The following is a 19,205-nucleotide window of genomic DNA, read 5'->3' as shown; positions in this document are numbered from 1 at the left end:
CCCGCATGGCCATCCAGTGGTTCCCCGGTCATATGCACCTGACCAAAAAAGCCATCACCGAGCGCATCAAGGACATTGACGTGGTGATCGAGGTGCTGGACGCCCGGCTGCCTGGCTCCAGCGCCAACCCGCTGCTCGCCGAGATCACGGGCCACAAGCCCACGCTCAAGGTGCTCAACAAACAGGACGTGGCCGACCCCGAGCGCACCGCGCTGTGGGTCGATTGGTACAACGCACAGAGCGCCACACGCGCCGTGCCGCTCGATGCCTCAGACCCCGCGCCCGCGCGCAAGCTCATCGACGGGTGCCATGCGCTCTCGCCCAACCGGGGTGGCATGGCCAAGCCCATGCGGGTGTTGATCTGCGGCGTGCCCAATGTGGGCAAGTCCACGCTGATCAACACGCTGACCAACAAGCGCCAGGCCAAAACGGGTGACGAAGCGGGCATCACCAAGCTGGAGCAGCGCATCACGCTGGCCGATGATTTCTATCTGTGGGATACGCCGGGCATGTTGTGGCCCCGCATCGTGGTGCCCGAAAGCGGCTACAACCTGGCCGCCAGCGGTGCCGTGGGGCGCAACGCCTATGACGAGGAACTGGTGGCGCTCGAGCTGCTGCGCCGCTTGCAGCAGCACTACGCGCCGTTGCTGGAGGCGCGCTACAAATTGGGCCTGCCTGCGGGTACCGTGGCCACCATGCACGATGAGGAACTGCTCGAAGCCATTGGCCGAAAGCGTGGCGCCATGCTGGGCGGTGGCCGTGTGAATTTGCAGAAAACCGCCGAGATCGTGATGACCGACTTCCGCTCGGCCATATTGGGCCGGATCACGCTGGAAGATCCCGCCGAGTTCGAAGCCTGGCGCGCTGCGGGTCTGGCCGAAGACGCCAAACGCCAGGCCAAAAAAGATGCCCGCACCAAATCCAAAGGCAAGGGCTCTGGGGTGCGGGAACCCTCACCGGGCAGCGATCTGACGTAAAAATAGCTGCCAGCGCCTATGGATAAAGCGCTGGCAGCTATGATTTAAGTAGCAAATCTAACGGGCCTGGCGAATGGTTGGCGCGACATCCGTCGCCGCCGAACCAGTGACCAGAGGCTACTTGTTCTTGTCCTTGCCGCGTGGGATCACTGCCGTCATGGGGGGCATGGGGCGGTCAGAGCCGGTGTGCTCCTTGGGCAGGGAAGTGTCCTTCTTGGGTTTCTTCGCCATCTTGTTGCTGCGTTGTTCGCCTTTTGCCATGGGGCCTCCTTTAAGGGTCTCGGGATGGGACCATGCCGGCATGGTACGTCACAAACCATGCCCTTTTGTGCCGCTGTGACTATGCGGCCGCAACGGCCTGCGTTGTCTGGCGCGCCATCATCATGAGACCAGCACCTGCACATAGCCCGGTGCGGCCACCGGATGGTGTGAACGGTGCATCACCCGCCACAGGGCCAGGGCCTACCCGTTGCGCAATGCGCAGGACACGCTGGCGCAAGAAGGCCCGGGCCCGCATTTTTGAGCGCCCCACCGTGTGGGATCAACGCGGCGTTGGGGCTTTGAACAGGCTCTTAAATGTGCTGGCCTGCTGGTGCCGACGGACTTTGCCCACACGCTTGCGCGTGATCGTGCAAGTCCGTGGCGCGGATGCTTGTGTTGACCTGCCCGTAAAAGCGCAGCAGCCGCGCCATGTGGTCGGCGGCGCCACGGGGCAGGGCGGTGCGGGGTTCGCTTTGGCGCTGGGTGTAGCTGAACACGACCACGGGGGGGCCGTCACGGGCTTCGTCCACATCGAGCTGGTAGGCGCTGTGGGCGTCGTCCGGGTCGTCGCCGGGCGCCTCTGCGCCGTTTTTCCAGCTGAGCTTGAGCGCGCGGCCCCAGGGTTCGCCGTTGTGCATGCAGGGCTGGCGGGCGCCGACCCACACCTCGCCCTCCCACCAGCCGTTGTGGTCGCTGTCCCACCAGTCGTTGTAGCGCTCGGTGAACACCGGCAGGCTGGTGAATTCCTCGACGGCTGTGGCCGTCAGTTCGCCATGCAGGCGCTGGTAGAGCGGGTAGCGCGCGTGGTGCTGGCCCGTGGCCTTGCGCACATAGTCCAGCACACCGCGCCAAGCTTGTTGGCAGGCCTGCCAAGCCTGCCCGGTGTCCATGGTGTGGGGACCGGCTTCCATGCGGGGCACCCGATTCTGCGCCGGGTTCATGGCCGGGCTTTGTTCGTCGTGCTGGGCTGTGGGGGGTACAAGGGCCTGCCAATCGCCCGCCTGGCCGTTGGTGTAGCGGCGGTAAATCAGTGTGAGCTGCGGTGAAGCAGGCGGTGCCTTGCGCCCCAGCAAAGCGATCAGTTTTTGCAGGGGGCCGCGCGCCGCGGGCTCGCGCTCAGCCGCCAGATAAAAGTCCCAGGTCTTCCACACGGTGATGTACACGCTGTCGTCGCGGCGGTCGCCTTCTTCGTCCACGTGCCGCTGGCACAGGGCGAAGTCGGTCTGGCCAAACCATCCTGCCGCTTTGTGCTCCTTGTGGGCGATCACGGGGCTGTGCACCACCGCCAGAATGTTCTGCGCCGTGATGGCATCGCCTTCACACAGGTCGTGCGCCATCGGCTGTGCAGCGTGGATGTTGGCGCTGCTGCACGCGGCGCTGCCGCCCGCCCGCACGGCCGCCACCACGCGGCTGCGGCTGAGCATGCTGGCAAGGCCGTTCTCGCCGTCGTGGACGCCCTCATGAAGCGCCGGGGCAAACACCGCGCCCATGATCTCGCTGGAGAATTCGGCCCGGTGGGGCACGCCCCGCACCTCGTCCATCAGGAACTCCACCTGCTCCACACCGCCGATGCGTGGCCGGTAGTTGCCGGTGAACAGGGCCACGCGGGCCTGCAGCCCTCCCGCCACCGATAAAGCGCCGTGGGCACTGCCGGGTTTGCCGTTGTTGTGGGGGCTGTCGCCCCACAGCAGATCATCCACGCGCAAGGCGCCCTGTATGTCCGTTTGTTGACCGCTCAGCACCGCGTTGCGCACGTGTGCATCCCCCAGCACCATCAGGTGTGTGGGGGTGTCGACGGTGTCGCTTGGTGGGTCGCTGGTCAGCGCACCGTCAACGTGCAGTTGACCTGCAATGAGAATGAGAAATGGCGATGCCGGGACGAACACTTGCGCATCGTCGTCCTGTGGGTACGGTCGTTGGCCCAGGCTGCCCAGGTCCGGCAGTGCGGCGCGCAGTGTGTTGTGTGGGGCCAGCGGGGCATTCAGGTGCAATTGGGGCAATGACAGATCGCCCGCGATATAGAGCACCGTCTCACTGGCCAGCTCAGCGGGTGCATGCGCCAGGCGCTCTGCCAACCAGCACCCGGGCGGAATCTGGTCGGCCACATCGGCCAGCGGGCAAAGTCGGACGGTAGGCATGGGTCAACAGGCGCGGAGGGGCACAACGGCGGGCATCGTACACCGCCCCCTGCAAGCCTGCGGCTTTGCGCAGACAATGATGTGCTGTCTTATCCATTCACCGCCATGGCCCAGAATCTCCCTGTTTTTGAAGTGTTGCCTCGTGACCTGTCCGCTTACCGCGAGGGCAACGTCGGGATCGACTATGTGCACCGTTTCGAGTCAGGGCAGCCCGGCCCGCACGTGCTGATCAATGCGCTCACGCATGGCAACGAGATCTGCGGCATGGTGGCGGCCACGCATCTGCTCGACACCGGCGTGCGCCCGCGCATCGGCACGCTGACCATCAGTTTTGCCAACGTGGCGGCCTACGAATCGTTTGACGCGTCGCAGCCGCACGAGAGCCGCCAGCTGGTGCACAACCTCAACCGCATCTGGTCCGCCAGCGAGCTCGATGGCACGGCAGAAAGCCCCGAGCTTTTGCGCGCGCGCGCACTGCGGCCCGTGGTGTCGGCGGCCGATCACATCCTCGACATCCACTCCACCAGCCAGGACGTGGTGCCCTTCTGGGTCTACCCGGCATATGCGCGCAATGCAACGGTGGCACTGGCCCTGGGCCGCCCGCCCGTGCACCTGGTGATGCCCAGCGGCCTGGGGTCGGGCACTCCGCTCATCCAGCATGGCCGCCATGGTCTGGCAGAGGGCCAAGGCGTGGCGCTGGTGGTGGAGTGCGGCCAGCATTTTCTGCAGTCGGCGGCCAACGTGGCGACAACGGCAGCGCTTGATTTTCTGGCCCACTTCGGCCTGGTCGACGCACCTGCCGACCGCCCCGCACCAGGCCCGCAGAGCCGCTATGAGCTGCTGCAGACCTTGATGGTGCGCACGCCGGACTTCCGGTTTGTGCGGCCGCTGGTGGGGTTTGAGGTGTTTGCCGAAGACGAACTGATTGCCACCGATGGCGAGGACGAGATCCGCGCGCCGTGTGACGACTGCACCGTGTTCATGCCCACCCGTGAGCCGATTGTCGGCCGCGAGGCGGTGTACCTCACGCGGCCGCTGTAAGCATTCCTTAACTTGGCGGCGGGCGCTGTGTTGTGATCAACATGGCCCGCTGTCAGCGGGTCAGAACGATGAACCGGCCTGCTGCAAAAACGCAACCTCTTCAGGCGTGGAGGTGCGCCCCAGCGCCGCGTTGCGGTGCGGATATCGCCCAAACCGGACAATGATGTCGCGGTGGCGCGCCTCAAACTGCAGGTTGTTTTCAAGCCCTGGCTGGTCAAACAACACCATGGCTTGCGCATGGATGGTGGCTGACTCGCTGTGCATGTAGGGCATGTAGGCAAAGGCGCGCTGGGCAGGCGCCAACGCGCCATCGTGTCCACCCGCCACCAGCTCTTGTGCCAGCACCAGCGCTTGCGCGTCGTTGGCAAAAGCCAGGGCCGTGCCCCGGTGGATGTTGCGCGAGAACTGGTCGAGCACCAGGATTTCTGCGAGGCGCCCTTGGGGGCTCGAGCGCCAGGCCCAAAGCTCGCCTTGGCGCGCTGCGTCCAGGGTGGCGCCAAAACGCCCCGCGATCTGGGCGTCGAGGGCGCCGTCTTGCGCAAAGTGCTGGGCGGGTGTGAGTTCCTGGAACCAGAAATCCAGAATGGCTTGGCTTTGCATGGAGCAGTTTATTGAGTCAAATGGGCCGCCAGCGCTTGTTGATAAAGCGCTGGCAGCTATCAAAATTGAGTGTTTCTACCGTGCGTCGCTCGCCGTGGTGTTGCGCATTATTGGTCGTCAATGCGTATCTTCCCATCGCGCACATATTGCTTGAACTGATCGTGAGGGATGGCGGCTGCGCCGACGGCATCATTGTCGGCTGTCCAGCTCAGGGTGGTGCTGTCTTTGGCGGCATCCAGCTCCACCGGGCCTTTGGGGATGGTCAGGGGAGCGCCGTCGCCTGGGGTGTAGGTCACGTGGCCTGTGATGGTGGCGTGTTGTGTCATGCAATGGTCTCCTTGAGCGGCGGTGCCGCAGTGCTGATCACTGCATTGGATGGCCCCAGGCGTTGCGATGCTGTCAGACCATGCGCTGTGTGGATGCGGGCCACGGGCCTGGGTGCTGATGGGGGCATGGCCGCTGTCGCAGCGCTTTCAGGGTGGCAGCACCGCCTGGGCGCGTTCCTGTCGCACCAGATACAGGCCGCTGCCCACGATGATCGCGCCGCCGAGCAGGGTCCAGACACCTGGCACGGCCTGCCACAGCAGCCAGTCGAGGCCCATGCCCCAGGCCAGGGCGGTGTATTCAAACGGCGCCACCACTGACGCCTGCCCGTGGCGAAAGGCCTCGGTGATGGCCACCTGCCCCAAAAAACCCGTAACTGCCAGGCCCGCCACCAGCGGCCAGTGCGCCTGCGCCACGTTCACCCAGTGGGGCCAGGCCAGGGTGGTGGCGCCCAGTGCCAGGAACGTGGTCGTCCAGAACACCAGGCTGGCGCTGGAATCGGTGCGTGAAAGCACGCGGCCCGTGATGGCCGACACGGCATAGCCACAGGCCGCCCCCAGCACGGCCAGCGCACCCAGGGTAAAGAACGCATCCTGGCTGGGCCGCAGCGCCACCAGCACCCCCACCATGCCCAGCGCAATGGCCACCCAATGGGTGGCGCGCACCTTTTCGCCCAGCACCACCGTGGACAGCGCCGTGATCAGCAGCGGCGCAATGAAAAACAGCGTGTAGGCCTCGGCCAGGTCCAGTTCCTTGAGCGCGTAGGCAAACAAGGACAACATGCTCACATTGATCACGCCGCGCAGCAAATGCAGCGGCCAGCGCACCTTGAGCAAGCGGCGCACTTCCCCGCGCCACAGCACATACAAGGCCACCAGCGGCAACGCTGCGCAGCCCCGCAGCGCCGCCACCTGCATGGCGGGGTAGCTGCCTGCCAAGGTCTTGAGCAGCGCGTCCATCAGCGAAAAACACCCCACCGCCACGACCATGGCCATGATGCCGCGCAGGTTTTCAGACGCGGCGGTGTGTGCTGCGGTCGATGGGTTCGGTGCAGGTGCCGGATGGCCGGGAAGGGAGCGTGCAGGTGGTTTCATGGGCGCACCGTCGGGCGGCACTTGGTGTGGCTCTGGAAGACCGGAGCACGGGAACGAGGCCCGCCGCGTCGATGTTGCGCACGCACGTCGCAGGCAAGGGTGGCCAAAAAGTGTAGCGCAGCGATGGGTGGACTGCTAGGTGCGGTCGATGGGCCCCTGCGCGCAGCGCGCCGATTTTTATTCGTGCGGCGCTGGGGCCGCAGCAGCCGCCGGGCGCGATGGCTTCGCGCTGCGGGTGACCTTGTCGTGCAGCACCGGTATCGCCCACAGCACCACCAATGCCAGCAAGGTGCTCAGCACGGCCGTGGCCTCCAGGCCCAGACCGGCCGCCACACCGATGGCCGCCGTGAGCCAGATGCCGGCGGCGGTGGTCAGGCCTTTGACCTGGCCCTCTGCATCGCCCTTGAGAATGGTGCCTGCACCCAGAAACCCCACGCCCGCGATGATGCCCTGCAACACCCGGCTGTTGTCGGCAGCCGCAATGCCGGCTTGTTGTGCCACCAGCACAAAGAGTGCCGCACCCATGGCCACCAGCATGTGGGTGCGCACCCCGGCGGCCTTGCCCGCCTGTTCACGCTCCCATCCCAACACGCCACCGAGCAAAGCCGCCACCCCGAGGCGCACCACAATGCGCGTGGCCTGCGCCGCGTCAGACACGTCCGAAAACTCTGCGGCGATGGTGTGGGTGATGGGTTGCCACCAGTCAGTCATGGGTGCCTTGTTCTGAGGTGTTGGGCGGCCATGCGCTGCACGCAAAAAATCAGGCCGAGGTGAGCCACACACTGTGCGTCACATGCCCCGATCAGTCCGCCGGCTTCTGGCGCCTGCTGCCGTAGGACGCGGCCCCGCAGGGCGCGGGCTTTACCCAAACGCGTGCGCAGCGGCCATGGCGCCCATGCGCTGGCTGATGGCAAAAAACTCTGCCACCGTGTCATCGACGATTTGCTGTGCGGTCTTGATGGAATCGATCAGGCCCACGGTTTGGCCCGCGAGTGCAGGGGCCGCTTCCATGTCGCCGTTGAAATAAACGTTTTGTATCCCAGCAAAGCTGTCGGCCGGCATCAGGCCCGCCTCATGGATGGCTTGGGTACGTGCCGACTTGAGCGCGCGGATACAGGGGCTTGCCTTGGTGTTGAGCATCCAGGTGCCGGTGACACCCGCATCGACGATGGCATTTTTGTAGTTGGCATGCACGGGGCTTTCGGCGCAGCTCACAAAGCGGGTGCCCATTTGCACGGCTTCAGCGCCCAGCGCAAAAGCGGCCGCCATGCCGCGCCCATCGCAAATACCGCCAGCGGCCACCAGCGGCACGTCCACTTGGGCGCGGATCGCCTGCAGCAGCACCAGGGTGGAGACCTCTTCGGGGTTCTTGAAGCCGCCGCCTTCGCCGCCTTCGACCACCAGGCCGTCAATGCCTGCGTCCACGCACTTGAGCGCGGTATCCACGGTGGGCACCGCGTGGTAGACGGTGATACCTGCATCCTTGAGCGGTGCGATGAACTTGGCGGGGCTGCCGGCCGAGGTGGTCACAAACTTCACGCCCGATGCGCAGACAAAACGCAGCATGGCGTCGTCCTTCAAAAAACGGATGGGCAGGTTCACGCCGAACGGCAGGCCCAGCGCGCTCATCTTGGTGATCTCGGCCTGGCAGTTGGCGGTCTCGCCAGAGGAGGTTTCGATGATGCCCAGCCCGCCCGCGCGGGACACCGCCGAGGCCAGCTGCGAGCGCGCTATCCAGCCCATGGGCGCCTGGATGATGGGGTAGCGCGCACCGGTGTGGGCAAGGACGCGGTTGGTGGCGGGTGCGGTCATGGGCGGAGTCTCCTGATGGTGGGAGTGCCCATTATTTCGACGGGCACGCCGTCGCCGTGTCGCCCGCGTTACGGGGCCGAGGCGGGTGTCTCTTCCCAGGGCAGCTGTGCAAACAGGCGTTGCCAGTCAGCGCTGGGGTGCGCGGTGGATGCATCGGCGGGGTCGTCGGCGGCTTCCTGCCCGCCGCCCCAGTCCGCAGGCCCGGGCCAGCGCAGCCCGCTGTCAAAAGTCATCACGGCCCCCGACACCGGGTGGGGCACTGTGAGTTGCCAGGCATGCAGCCACAGCCTTTGTTGCCCCAGCCGCTCGGCCCACCAGCGGTTGAGGGGGCCTTTGCCATGCGTGGCGTCGCCAAGGATGGGGTGCGCCAGGTGCTTGAGGTGGCGGCGAATCTGGTGCCGCCGCCCCGTGGTGGGGATGGCCTCGACCAGCGAGGCGCGGGTGGTGGCAAAACGCGCATCGCTGGCCTCGGGCAGCGTGAGCTGCGCCAGGCGCCGAAAGCGCGTGTGGGCGTCTTGCACAGCCGCATCGGCAGGGGTGTCGTCGGGTTTGAGCGCATGGTCCACCTCGGTGGCCTCGGGCGCCCAGCCGCGCACCATGGCCAGGTAGCGCTTGTGCGTGGCGCCGTGCTCAAACGCTTGCGACAGCGCGCGGGCCGCATCGCTGTGCAGCGCCATCACCAGCACGCCGCAAGTGCCCTTGTCGAGCCGGTGCACGGGATACACATGCTGCCCCAGCTGGTCGCGCAGGGTCTGCATCACAAAACGGGTCTCACCCGCATCCAGCCCCGTGCGGTGCACCAGCCAGCCCGCGGGCTTGTAGACGGCCACCAGATGCGCGTCGCGCCAGAGAATGTGTAGTGGGGGCATGGGCGGGGTGGTTGTCGGCGCGAGGTCCTGCATGGGAAGGCGCAGGCGAAGGGCTGGACGGATTGTGCAGCACGATGTGCAGCCAAAAGAACGCGGGCGATCACCCGAGCGGTGCGCGGCGGCGCATCGACCCGGCGACAATGGGCAGTCATGACGAAGAAAACCATCCTCCCCCTGCAACTGCTGGTTGCCCCCGATCACAACGACCCCGCCCCGCTGATTCTTTACCACGGGCGCAACTGCCCCGATGGTTTTGGTGCCGCGCTGGCGGCGTGGCTTTACTACGGCGACCGTGCCGAATATCTGGGGCTCGATCACGGCGATATCCAGTCTGTCGACGACCTGCCACCGGTGCAGGGCCGTGCGGTCTACATCCTCGATTTTTCTTTTTCTGCCGAGGTGATGAGTGCCCTGGACGAGCGCGCGGCCAAGCTGGTCATGCTGGACCACCACAAAAGCGCGGCCGAAAAGCTCACCGGTTTTGCCTGCCGCTGTGGCGTGGTGCACTTTGATATGAACAAGTCGGGCGCGCGCCTGGCTTGGGAGTTTTTTCACCCCAACGAGCCCGTGCCTGCATTGCTGCAATATGTGGAAGACCGCGACATCTGGAAGTGGGAGTTTGCCGAGAGCGCAGGTTTTCTGTCGGCCCTCGACATGGAGCCGCAGGACTTTGCACGCTGGCGCGAGATTGCGGGCTTCGCCACCGAGCAACTTACCCAGTTCATGGCGCGTGGCGCGGCCATGGACGAAAAATACCGCAAGCTCGCCGCCGATATTGCCGAGGGCGCGCAGCCCCTGGTTTTCAACGGCATCGAAGGCCTGATGGTGAATGCCCCTGGCATGTTCCACAGCCTGGTGGGTGATTTGTTGTCGGCCAAAACCGGCACCTTTGCGCTGATGTGGAGTGCGAGCGCCAAGGGTGTGAAGGCGGGCTTGCGTGCGCAGCGCAATTTTGATTGCATCGCGCTGGCCGAAAGCATGGGCGGCGGCGGCCACGCTCAGGCCTGTGGTTTCAAGATGGCGGTGGATCGCTTGCCTGAGCTGCTGACGGGTACGTTCAACGCCACGGCACCGCAGTCGCACTGAGCGTCTCACCAGGCCTGCGCCTTGGGCGCCTGGCCTGGTGATGTGGCCAAGGCTCAATGGGCGTTGGCGGCTTCTTCGAAACGGTCCACCTTGCGCAGCGCCTGAAACGCCAGCATCCAGCCCCCCACCACGCCCAGGGTGCACAGCCCACCCACTACGGCGGCGGGCACCACGCCCACCCACGATGCGCTCGTGCCCGCGCGAAACTCGCCCAGTTCGTTGGACGAGCCGATGAACAGCATGTTCACCGCGTTCACGCGCCCGCGCATGGTGTCAGGGGTGGAGAACTGCACCAGCGCACTCCGGATGTACACACTCACCATGTCGGCCGAGCCGGCCACCATCAGCGCGGCAAAAGACAGCCAGAACACCGTGGACAGCGCAAACACCAGGTTGGCCACGCCAAACACCGCCACGGCAATGAACATGGTGCGCCCCACGCGGCGGTTGAAGGGCCGCATGCTCAGGTACAGGCCAGCGCTCACCTCGCCCACGGCCATGGCGCTGCGCAGCGCCCCCAGGCCTGCAGGGCCTACATGCAGCACCTCGTGGGCGTAGATGGGCAGCAAGGCCACCACGCCGCCCAGCAGCACCGCAAACAGGTCGAGCGAGATCGTGCCCAGAATGATGGGCCGCGAGCGGATGAAGGCAATACCCGCGCCAAAACGCTGCCACATCGTGCCCTGGGTGGGCCCCGGTGCGGTGGCGTAGGCCACCACCACCCGCAGCAGCAGCGCCACACCCAGCACAAAACAGGTGCAGCACACGGCATAGGTCAGCTGACCGCCACCCAGCGCATACAACACGCCGCCGAGCAGCGGCCCGCCAATGCTGGCCGTGCGCATGAGCATGCTGTTGGCCGCAATCGCCTGCGCGAGCTGGTCGCGCGGCACGATCTGCGGCAGCAGGCTCTGCATGGCCGGGCCTGAGAACGCACGTGAGCAGCCATACAGCACCAGCACGGCATAGATGCCCGCCACACCGCCCGCACCATGGCCTGCCAGCCACCACAGTAGGGCGCTGCACACGGCACCCACCGACCAGCTGATGGCCAGAATGCGCTTGCGCTCAAAACGGTCGATCAGGTCGCCTGCGGGCAGCAGTAGGCACAACATGGGCAGAAACTGCGCCAGGCCCACATACGCCAGTGCCAGCGGCTGGCGGGTGATGTCATACACCTGCCAGGCCACCACCACGGCCTGCACCTGCGTGGCCACCACGGCCACCACACGGGCCATCAGAAAAGAAACAAAACCGGCGTGGCGGTATACGTTCGGTTCCGCCTGGGCTTCGGTTGGGGCGTTGGTGGGGGTTTGTTCGGGCGCGGCGTGGGCGGGCAAAGGGTGGGGGGCGGTCACAAACGGGCAAGGCTCAAGAAAATCGGCCCCCACGCCGGGCGGGCGGCCTGGGGACAGCGGTGGTTGAAATGGGCGCTACCGGGTGGTGGGCCTGGCGGGCGATGCTATCGGTTTCCGCCAAAATCTGCTGAGACCGGCGATGCGGCGCTTTACAAGACAAACCCGTGGACCGGGCGCTTTTCAGTGCCCGAAGGCATGCTCTTGGGTGCGGTGGTGCCGATGCCTGTAGTCCCACGGCGCCTGGGGGCGCCGCTGGGACCACAGGCCCGTGCCGGTGCTGCGTGCCTGGCGCTGCAGCGGCGCCAGGTGGGGGTGGGCGCTCGCATAGGGTGTGTACACCCAGGCCAGGCCCGCGCGTACCTGCGCGGTGGCCACGTCGGTGCCGCCGCAGCGCACGTTGGCCACGGTGCGGCCGTAGCTGTCGGTGTCCAGAGGCTGCAGCGCCGCGCGCTGGCGAAAACACAGCCGCGCCAGGTTCTGGCGCGACTTCTGGCCAAACGCCTGGCGGGATTCGGGGGCGTCGATGGCGGCAATGCGCACCTTGACGGGGTGGTAGGCGCCGGGCGCGCCGCAGCGCGCGGTCAACGTGTCGCCGTCGCTGATGGCGACAACAAGGCAAAGCAAAGTGGCGATGGGCATGGAGGTGGGGTAGGAACGCGGCGCACACGGCGTGCGTTCGTCAGATGGAGATTGTTTTTACCGGATTGGCGTGTGGCCTCATCCCGAGCGAAAAGAGGGATGGAGGGCTCGAAATCCGTGGTCTGCAGAAAATGAGGTGTTTTTAGCCTCTGGCGCTTTATGTATAAGCGCTAGCAGCTATCAATGGTATAGCATTGTGCACCCGCAGGTTTGATCGGCTGGCGGCATTTTCACGGCAAAAAGTGGGCGGGCGCACCGCGATGCCGGCTTCCAACGCAGGCGCGACGGCGCACCGATTCGCGGCAACCTGAGGCTCGCATTGTTAAATGCGCGTGTTGTTGGCCGGTTTCTCTCAGATCACTGCCAATTGATACGCGATGGATGCTTTTGGTGCCTTCAAACGGTGGCGGAATGGCCCCATAGTGTGGGGCTGCGGCGGGCGGTTGTGTATTGCGCGCGCAGTAACTTGTGGCCCACCACGGAACCGAGCGCTATTGCGCCCGTCTGACAGTCGATACCCCGCCACCAATGGATGGGGCCCGTTTGATGCATTCGAATCCGATGACGATGAACAAGGAGTACCCGGTTTTGCGTTTTCCATGGATGAGCTCTCCAGCACCATTGCCGGCCACCCGTGGCTGGCGCCCCCTGGGCCGCGCTGTCGCACTGGGGGCTGCGGCCTGCGCGCTGGCGCTGCTGACCGGCTGCGTGGGCACGACCGCCAAGAAATTCTCGGTGCAGGAAGATTTTGGTTCTGTCACCACCTATTCACGCCTGTTTGACGCCACCCCTGTCGAGACCTGCGAGGCATCGCGCCGCGCACTGCTGAGCCAGGGGTATGTGATCTCCTCCAGCGCCAAAGAAATGGTCGAAGGCAGCAAGAATTTTCAGCCCGAGCCCGAGTCGCACCTGCAGATGGTGGTGCGCGTGGTGTGTGTGCCCGAGGCCGACAACGGCAAGGTGAGCCTGGGTTTTGTCACAGCCACCCAGGACACCTTCTCGCTGCGCAAAACCAACAACTCTGCCAGCCTGGGCGTGGGCGCCATCGGCTCGGTGTCGCTGCCGTTTTCATCCACCAGCGAATCGCTGGTCAAGGTGGGCAGCGAGACGATCGCCAAAGCCGCGTTTTACGAGAACTTTTTTGATCTCGTCAAACGCTACCTGGTGCTGGATAAAACCGCTGAGGATTGATGCGGGCTGGGGGTGGACAGACGTTGCTGTTGCGACAGTCATGCGGATGCTTTTTGCGTCACACCGGTTCAGGCTATTGGCGGCAGATAGCTGGGTCGATCGGCTGACAGCCCTGATTTGACGTGCTGGGTGAGGTCGTCGGCCAGCACTTCATCCGCACCCGCTTCAAGCCCGTCCAGTGCACGGCGCACGATCTCGTCGGGGCTGGATTTGGGCGCTTTGAGGCCCCGTGTGAGGTCGGTATCGACATAGGCCATGTGCAGGCCCATCACATGCGTCTTTTGTTCTGCCAACTCGTAGCGCAAGGCGTTGGTGAGCGACCAGGCCGCTGCCTTGCTGGCCGAATAGGCCGCCAGCTCACCGCCATTCACCCACGACGCTACCGACAACACATTGAGCAGCGCACCGCCGCCATGGGCCTTGAGGATGGGCGCAAAGGCTTTGCTTACGCGCAGCACGCCATAGACGTTGGTTTCAAAAAGGCGGCGGGTCACTTCTTCGCTGTCGGCCGCCAGAAAGCCGCCGGGCTGGGCGATGCCTGCGTTGTTGATGACCAGCGTTACATCGTGCGCCAGCGCCGCCGCAGCCGCCACGTCTTCAGGCTTGTTGACGTCGAGCTGCAATGCCTGCACCCCGGCCATCGTGATGGTGGCCGGGGTGCGCGCTGCGGCGTACACCTTGCGGGCGCCACGGGCGAGCAATTCGCGCGCAAAACTCAGGCCGATGCCACGATTGGCACCGGTGACAAGAACCACAGCGTTTTCGATTTTCATGGGGAACTCCAGAATGTGAGAGGTGAGAGGTGAGAGGTGAGAGGTGAGAGGTGAGAGGTGAGAGGTGAGAGGGAAGGGAACGAGGGCCGAGGGCCGAGGGCCAAGGATGAAAGGCAGATGAATGCGGCACGCGTGTTGTGGTGCAGCGGTGCAGTGATTCCGTGGACTAGCTATCGGTAGGGCCTTACTTGACCTCGATGACCACCTTGCCTTTGGCATGGCCGGTCTGCACATAATTGAGCGCGTCGTTGGTGGCATCGAACGCAAACACCTTGTCGATCACGGGGCGGATGGCCTTGGCCTCCATCAGCCGGGTGATCTCTTGCAATTGGCGGCCATCAGCCTTCATGAACAGGAACGAATAGTCCACACGGCGCGCGCGCGCCCGGCGGCGGATGCCAGCGCTCAGTAGCCGGATCACGAACTTCACGAACGCCGGGGCCGCGATGCCTTTTGCAAATGCGGGATCGGGTGGGCCCGAGATCGACAGCAGCTTGCCGCCCCCTTTGAGCACACGCAGCGACTTCTCCAGCGTCTTGCTGTCCTGGCTGTTTAGCACCACGTCATAGTTGTGCAGCGCCTCTTCGAAATCCTGGGTCTTGTAGTCCACCACGACATCGGCGCCCAGGCCCTTGACCAGGGCTGCGCTGCCTGCGCTGGCGGTAGTGGCCACCGTAGCGCCCAGGTGTTTGGCCAGCTGGATGGCAAACGTGCCCACACCGCCAGAACCCGCCTGGATAAACACCTTTTGCCCACGGTGAAGTTGGGCCCGCTCTACCAGCGCCTGCCATGCCGTAAGGCCCACCAAGGGTATCGAGGCGGCCTCCACCATCGTGAGGTTGCGGGGCTTCAGCGCCAGTGAGGTCTCCTTGACGGGTACCAACTCGGCGAAGGTGCCGATGCGAAAGTCATCCACCCGCGCATAGACCTCGTCACCCGGCGTGAACTGCCGCACACGCGGGCCGACCTTGACCACCACGCCCGCCACATCGTGGCCCAGGGTGAGCGGAAGCTTGTAGGGCAGGATGCGTTTGAACTCGCCGTTGCGGATTTTGGCGTCGAGCAGGTTCACTCCAGCGGCGTGAACCTCCACCAGCACTTCGTCATCCTGCAGCTCTGGTTGGGGCAGGTCGGCCAAACGCAGGGCGCGGTTTTTGGCGTACTTATCGATGACAAAGGCTTTCATGGTGTTCCCTTGGTTGGTGTTGGGCGTGTTGGGTGTGTTGTGACGGGCATGGTGGTGTGAACGTTTTTTCAGCCCTGCAGCCGCAGGTCTTTGCGCACACCGGCGTCAGCCAGCTGCAGGGCCGTGGCCTGGCCAATGCCCGAAGAAGCCCCTGTGACCCATGCCACTGTGCCGTGGGTGCTCATTGCAGTGCCCCACCAGCGCGTGGGCCGTTCACGCGACCTGGCGCGCTCATTTCTTGATGGAGCGGGTCGCAGTCGTTGATGGTTTGGTGGCTTACTGGCATGATGATCATCATTTGTAATAGCGAGCGAAAAATGAAAAAATCAGGTTACAAAAATCACCCCCTACCGGACACCTGCCGATAGCTCGTGGCGAGGGTCGAATTCAGTGGCCGGGAGGCGACAGGTGTTTGAGTGCTGCTTCTCGCAGGCCATCCGACAGCGATGGTTCGTCCACCGCCCGGGCCAGCACCAGCGCGCCCACCATGGTGGCCACCGTGACAAGCGCGTGTTCGTGTGCATCGGGTTGTCCCCAGTCGGGCGACTGGCGTGCCACCAAGTCGATCATTTCCTTGATGTGCTGCGTGGTGATGCGGCGTACCTCGGGGGTCTGCCGGTGCGTTTCAGAGCCCAGTGCGGCCAGTGGGCACCCTCGTTCGGTTTGCTGGACATGCTCGCGCGAGAGGTAAGCGCCCAACATGGACGCCAGGGCCTGCTGGGCTGGGGCACTCGCCACCACGCGGGCCACAGCCAATGCAGAGTCGGCGCAGGCCTGGCGGGATGCCTCGGCCAACATGGCCTCACGGGAGTCGAAGTGTGCATAGAACGCGCCGTGTGTCAGACCCGCTTCTTTCATGATGTCTGCGACACCCGTGCCGTCGTATCCACTGCGGCGGATGGCGCGTGATGCGACCGACACGATACGCTCGTGGGTCGCCTCTTTGGCGGCAGTCCTGGCATTCGTTTTTATGTTTCGCATGATGATCATCATACATGTTTTGAAAAAAACGTGCAGGCTGATAGCCGTATAGCTTGCGGCGCAGCACTTTCGGGCGTGGTTGGCCCGCGTCAACCTTCCCAAGTACCCGGCGCAAGCCCTTCGAGCGTGTAGGGCCCGATGGCCGCGCGGATGAGCCGCAGCGTGGGGTGGCCCACGGCGGCCGTCATGCGGCGCACCTGGCGGTTGCGGCCTTCGCGGATGATGAGTTCGATCCACGTGGTGGGGATGGCCTTGCGCTCGCGGATGGGTGGGGTGCGGTCCCACACCGCAGGCGCGGGCTCCAGCAGGCGCGCGCGGGCGGGCAGGGTGGGGCCGTCGTTCAGCACCACGCCACTGCGCAGTGCGGCCAGCGCGGTAGCACTGGGGATGCCTTCCACCTGCACCCAGTAGGTCTTCTCCATCTTGAAGCGCGGGTCGGCAATGCGGGCCTGTTGCTTGCCGTCGTTGGTCAGCAGCAGCAGCCCTTCGCTGTCGGCATCCAGCCGCCCGGCCACATACACGCCGGGCAGGTCGATGTAGTCCTTCAGGCCCTGCCACTTGCCTTCGGGCGTGAACTGGCTCAGCACGCCATAGGGTTTGTTGAAGCGGATCAGGCGCGGGGTCATGCGTGGAAGAGTTTTGATTAAAAATGCCTGATTAGCTACTTACCTCAGATACCTGCAGCAGCTTCAAAGGCAGTGGGCCAGTAGTCACCAAGGCCTTCAACAGTCTGGGCAGCATGGCAGGCAGATCAAAGCGGCGGTTGAATCGCCAGCAGAACTCGGCCAAGTAGCGCTGGGCATACCTGGTGTGGTCAAACGAGTGATAGGTTCCTGCCATGCTGGTCTTGAGGTTGCCCAGCAAGGTGTTCACCCAACGCAGCTGAGGTGTCTGCGCCCCCTGGCGCCCACCTCCAGTCACGTGGCGCTCATGCGTGGCCTGCGCCTGCTGCACCTGCGCAAAGGCACGCGTGCCGTCGCTGACCACGTGGCAGCCCGCCGCCAGGTGGCCCTGTGCCCATTGCCGCATGTGCTGGTTGGTAAAGTCCTGCACAGGCGTCAAGTGCATGTACAGGGGCCGGCCATCGACGCTGGTCTGCACTGCGGCGACGAAGGCCGTCTTGTTGGCTGCGCGGCGCCCGCCGTTGATGTGGCCTGCCCGCTCGCCCCCAAGGTAGGCATCGTCAATCTCCACCCGCCCTTGCAGCAGGTAGCGCGCATCGCGCTGGGCCATGGCCTGCATCAGTTTGTGCTTCATCAGCCATGCCGTTTTGTAGGACACGCCCAACTGGCGCTTGAGCGCCAGGGCGCTGATGGCGTTCTTGTTCTGCGTCAGCAGGTACATGGCAAGAAACCACAGCTTTAGGGGCACATGGGTGTGTTCCATCACAGTGCCCACGATGGATGAGCTTTGGTAGCCACAAAGCAAGCACTCCCACAGCAGACGGCCCGTGCCATTGCGGGGGTGAAAAAAGCGCTTGCAGCCGCAATGCGCGCACTGCCAGCCATCGGGCCAGCGGGCGGCCACCAGGGCCTGCTCGCACTGCTGATCGCTGCCGTACTGAGACTGAAATTGTGGCAGCGACAGCCCGCGCTGGAACTGGATGGTGTTGATGGACATCGCTTGCTCCTTGGCGCCGAGAACTCGGCATGTCCGTTGGAGTCCTCTGGCTGGGCTTTGTTCTGCGCAATCTGAGGTATGTCGCTAATCAGGTAAAAATGGCCTCTAGCGCTTGATGGATAAGCGGTAGAAGCTATCAAATGAATAGCTATGGTGAAAGGCTCTGCGCCTTATGCGGGTACGAACAGCGCCGGGTCCACCATGGTGCGGTTGAGCATCACGCCCCAGTGCAGGTGTGGGCCGGTCACGCGGCCGGTGGCGCCCACCTTGCAGAACGCATCGCCCGCGTTCACCACATCGCCCACGCGCACATCCACGCTGCTCAGGTGGCAGTACATGGTCAGCAGGCCCTGGCCGTGGTCCAGCCACACCGTGCCGCCGTTGAAGAAGTAGTCGCCCACGTCAATCACCCGGCCCGGCAGCGGCGCCACGACGGGCGTGCCCGTGGCGGCGGCGATGTCCATGCCGCTGTGCGGATTGCGCGGCTGGCCGTTGAACACGCGCCGCAGCCCGAACGAGCTGGACCGCCGCCCCGGCACGGGCACCCGCATGCGCAGCGATGGCAGGGCCGCACCTGCAGGCTGCTCGGTGAAGGTGGCCATCACCCCGGCCTGGTGATCGCGCTCGCGTTCGTAGCGGGCCTGGTCTTCGGGCGAGAGGTCCACCGTGCGCGGCGACACTTTCAGGCGCTGCTCTTGGTATTGCTTGGGGGCCACGCTGTAGTGCACCAGGCGCGGGCTGCCGCCGCCTTCGGCCAACACGGTGATGAAGGCATCGCCCGGCGCAGCGGCCAGCGGTATGCCCACGACGGCCGTCCACTCAATGGCGTCGCCCACCACCCGCAGCGGCACGTCCACATCGCCCTGGCGCACCTGCGCCACGGGCCGTGTGGCCGCCGGGCCCAGCGACAGCCGCGCCACGCCCCCTGGCACCTGCAGCGCCTGGGGCCATACCGTGGGTGCGGGTGGCAAGGGCTTGGCGTGCAGTGGCGCCACCAGGGCGGGCTGAGCAAGAAGGCCCGCCGTGCCGATCAAGGCGCTGCGGCGGTTGATGAGGCGGGCGGGGTGGATGAGGGCAGGGAGGGCGGGGTGGGCAGATTCAGACACGGCAGGGCAACAGTAAAAAATGCGGTGAGGGTGAGTGTGTGGCAGGTGCGTGGCAAGTGCGTTGTGGCCGCGCTTGCACGGCCCGCATCCCGCGATTGTGCCGCCCAGCGTTGGCGGTGTCGGCCTACATCGGGCCTACAGGTCGACAT

At 64.9% G+C, this 19,205-nt stretch carries 20 protein-coding genes; 4 read left to right on the top strand and 16 right to left on the bottom strand.

The features are described from left to right. Positions 1-5: 5 nt before the first annotated feature. Positions 6-977 (top strand): ribosome biogenesis GTPase YlqF, encoded by a 972-nt coding sequence (gene ylqF / locus KI609_RS15930; RefSeq protein WP_226444559.1) that lies wholly within the window; start codon positions 6-8, stop codon positions 975-977. A gap of 117 nt (positions 978-1,094) precedes the next feature. On the opposite strand, the gene KI609_RS15925 is transcribed toward ylqF, so the two are convergent. Next, entirely contained in the window at positions 1,095-1,238 is a 144-nt protein-coding gene (locus KI609_RS15925; protein ID WP_226444558.1) for a hypothetical protein, read from the bottom strand. Positions 1,239-1,549: 311 nt separating this feature from the next. Further along, positions 1,550-3,376, bottom strand: a complete 1,827-nt coding sequence (locus KI609_RS15920) for a hypothetical protein (protein ID WP_226444557.1) — start codon at positions 3,374-3,376, stop codon at positions 1,550-1,552. Between the two features lie 105 nt (positions 3,377-3,481). Between KI609_RS15920 and KI609_RS15915 the strand changes: the two genes are divergently transcribed. After that, a complete protein-coding gene (locus tag KI609_RS15915) occupies positions 3,482-4,417 on the top strand; it encodes a succinylglutamate desuccinylase/aspartoacylase family protein (RefSeq protein ID WP_226444556.1) in 936 nt (311 codons plus the stop codon). Between the two features lie 60 nt (positions 4,418-4,477). Here KI609_RS15915 and KI609_RS15910 read toward each other — a convergent pair whose 3' ends face one another. The 6 genes from KI609_RS15910 to KI609_RS15885 form a co-directional block, all read right to left on the bottom strand. Continuing rightward, positions 4,478-5,017 carry a DUF924 family protein gene (locus tag KI609_RS15910; protein WP_226444555.1) on the bottom strand — a complete coding sequence of 180 codons (540 nt, stop codon included), beginning with the start codon at positions 5,015-5,017 and terminating at the stop codon, positions 4,478-4,480. 107 nt (positions 5,018-5,124) lie between these two features. Beyond that, complete coding sequence (locus tag KI609_RS15905; RefSeq protein WP_226444554.1) at positions 5,125-5,343, bottom strand: hypothetical protein; 219 nt, start codon at positions 5,341-5,343, stop codon at positions 5,125-5,127. Positions 5,344-5,490: 147 nt separating this feature from the next. After that, on the bottom strand, positions 5,491-6,336 hold the full coding sequence (locus KI609_RS15900; RefSeq protein WP_226450464.1) for a DMT family transporter: 846 nt from the start codon (positions 6,334-6,336) through the stop codon (positions 5,491-5,493). A 276-nt stretch (positions 6,337-6,612) separates the two neighbouring features. Further along, a complete protein-coding gene (locus KI609_RS15895) occupies positions 6,613-7,146 on the bottom strand; it encodes an MgtC/SapB family protein (protein ID WP_226444553.1) in 534 nt (177 codons plus the stop codon). 150 nt (positions 7,147-7,296) lie between these two features. Then, complete coding sequence (locus tag KI609_RS15890; RefSeq protein WP_226444552.1) at positions 7,297-8,247, bottom strand: NAD(P)H-dependent flavin oxidoreductase; 951 nt, start codon at positions 8,245-8,247, stop codon at positions 7,297-7,299. Between the two features lie 68 nt (positions 8,248-8,315). Next, positions 8,316-9,116 carry a pseudouridine synthase gene (locus KI609_RS15885; RefSeq protein ID WP_226444551.1) on the bottom strand — a complete coding sequence of 267 codons (801 nt, stop codon included), beginning with the start codon at positions 9,114-9,116 and terminating at the stop codon, positions 8,316-8,318. A 150-nt stretch (positions 9,117-9,266) separates the two neighbouring features. Between KI609_RS15885 and KI609_RS15880 the strand changes: the two genes are divergently transcribed. Then, complete coding sequence (locus tag KI609_RS15880) at positions 9,267-10,202, top strand: DHH family phosphoesterase (RefSeq protein WP_226444550.1); 936 nt, start codon at positions 9,267-9,269, stop codon at positions 10,200-10,202. A gap of 53 nt (positions 10,203-10,255) precedes the next feature. Here KI609_RS15880 and KI609_RS15875 read toward each other — a convergent pair whose 3' ends face one another. Together KI609_RS15875 and KI609_RS15870 are read right to left on the bottom strand one after the other, a co-directional pair. Then, positions 10,256-11,440: an MFS transporter gene (locus KI609_RS15875; protein ID WP_413463434.1), complete on the bottom strand. Its 1,185-nt coding sequence runs from the start codon at positions 11,438-11,440 to the stop codon at positions 10,256-10,258. 300 nt (positions 11,441-11,740) lie between these two features. Then, complete coding sequence (locus KI609_RS15870) at positions 11,741-12,199, bottom strand: thermonuclease family protein (RefSeq protein ID WP_226444548.1); 459 nt, start codon at positions 12,197-12,199, stop codon at positions 11,741-11,743. A 603-nt stretch (positions 12,200-12,802) separates the two neighbouring features. On the opposite strand from KI609_RS15870, the gene KI609_RS15865 reads away from it, so the two are divergent. Beyond that, complete coding sequence (locus tag KI609_RS15865; protein WP_413463433.1) at positions 12,803-13,390, top strand: DUF2242 domain-containing protein; 588 nt, start codon at positions 12,803-12,805, stop codon at positions 13,388-13,390. Between the two features lie 68 nt (positions 13,391-13,458). On the opposite strand, the gene KI609_RS15860 is transcribed toward KI609_RS15865, so the two are convergent. From KI609_RS15860 to KI609_RS15835, 6 genes are all read right to left on the bottom strand, one after another. Beyond that, complete coding sequence (locus tag KI609_RS15860; RefSeq protein WP_226444546.1) at positions 13,459-14,163, bottom strand: SDR family oxidoreductase; 705 nt, start codon at positions 14,161-14,163, stop codon at positions 13,459-13,461. A gap of 184 nt (positions 14,164-14,347) precedes the next feature. After that, positions 14,348-15,349 carry an NADP-dependent oxidoreductase gene (locus tag KI609_RS15855; protein WP_226444545.1) on the bottom strand — a complete coding sequence of 334 codons (1,002 nt, stop codon included), beginning with the start codon at positions 15,347-15,349 and terminating at the stop codon, positions 14,348-14,350. 387 nt (positions 15,350-15,736) lie between these two features. Then, on the bottom strand, positions 15,737-16,342 hold the full coding sequence (locus KI609_RS15850) for a TetR/AcrR family transcriptional regulator (RefSeq protein WP_226444544.1): 606 nt from the start codon (positions 16,340-16,342) through the stop codon (positions 15,737-15,739). Between the two features lie 77 nt (positions 16,343-16,419). Continuing rightward, positions 16,420-16,956 carry a pseudouridine synthase gene (locus KI609_RS15845; protein WP_226444543.1) on the bottom strand — a complete coding sequence of 179 codons (537 nt, stop codon included), beginning with the start codon at positions 16,954-16,956 and terminating at the stop codon, positions 16,420-16,422. A gap of 31 nt (positions 16,957-16,987) precedes the next feature. Beyond that, positions 16,988-17,950 carry an IS1595 family transposase gene (locus tag KI609_RS15840; RefSeq protein WP_226444542.1) on the bottom strand — a complete coding sequence of 321 codons (963 nt, stop codon included), beginning with the start codon at positions 17,948-17,950 and terminating at the stop codon, positions 16,988-16,990. A 170-nt stretch (positions 17,951-18,120) separates the two neighbouring features. Further along, positions 18,121-19,056: a M23 family metallopeptidase gene (locus KI609_RS15835; RefSeq protein WP_226444541.1), complete on the bottom strand. Its 936-nt coding sequence runs from the start codon at positions 19,054-19,056 to the stop codon at positions 18,121-18,123. Positions 19,057-19,205 lie beyond the last annotated feature (149 nt).

The organism is Acidovorax radicis (genome assembly GCF_020510705.1).
Lineage (GTDB): Bacteria > Pseudomonadota > Gammaproteobacteria > Burkholderiales > Burkholderiaceae_C > Acidovorax > Acidovorax radicis_A.
Note: the sequence above shows the minus strand (reverse complement) of the source record. Positions and strands in the feature narration are given on the sequence as shown.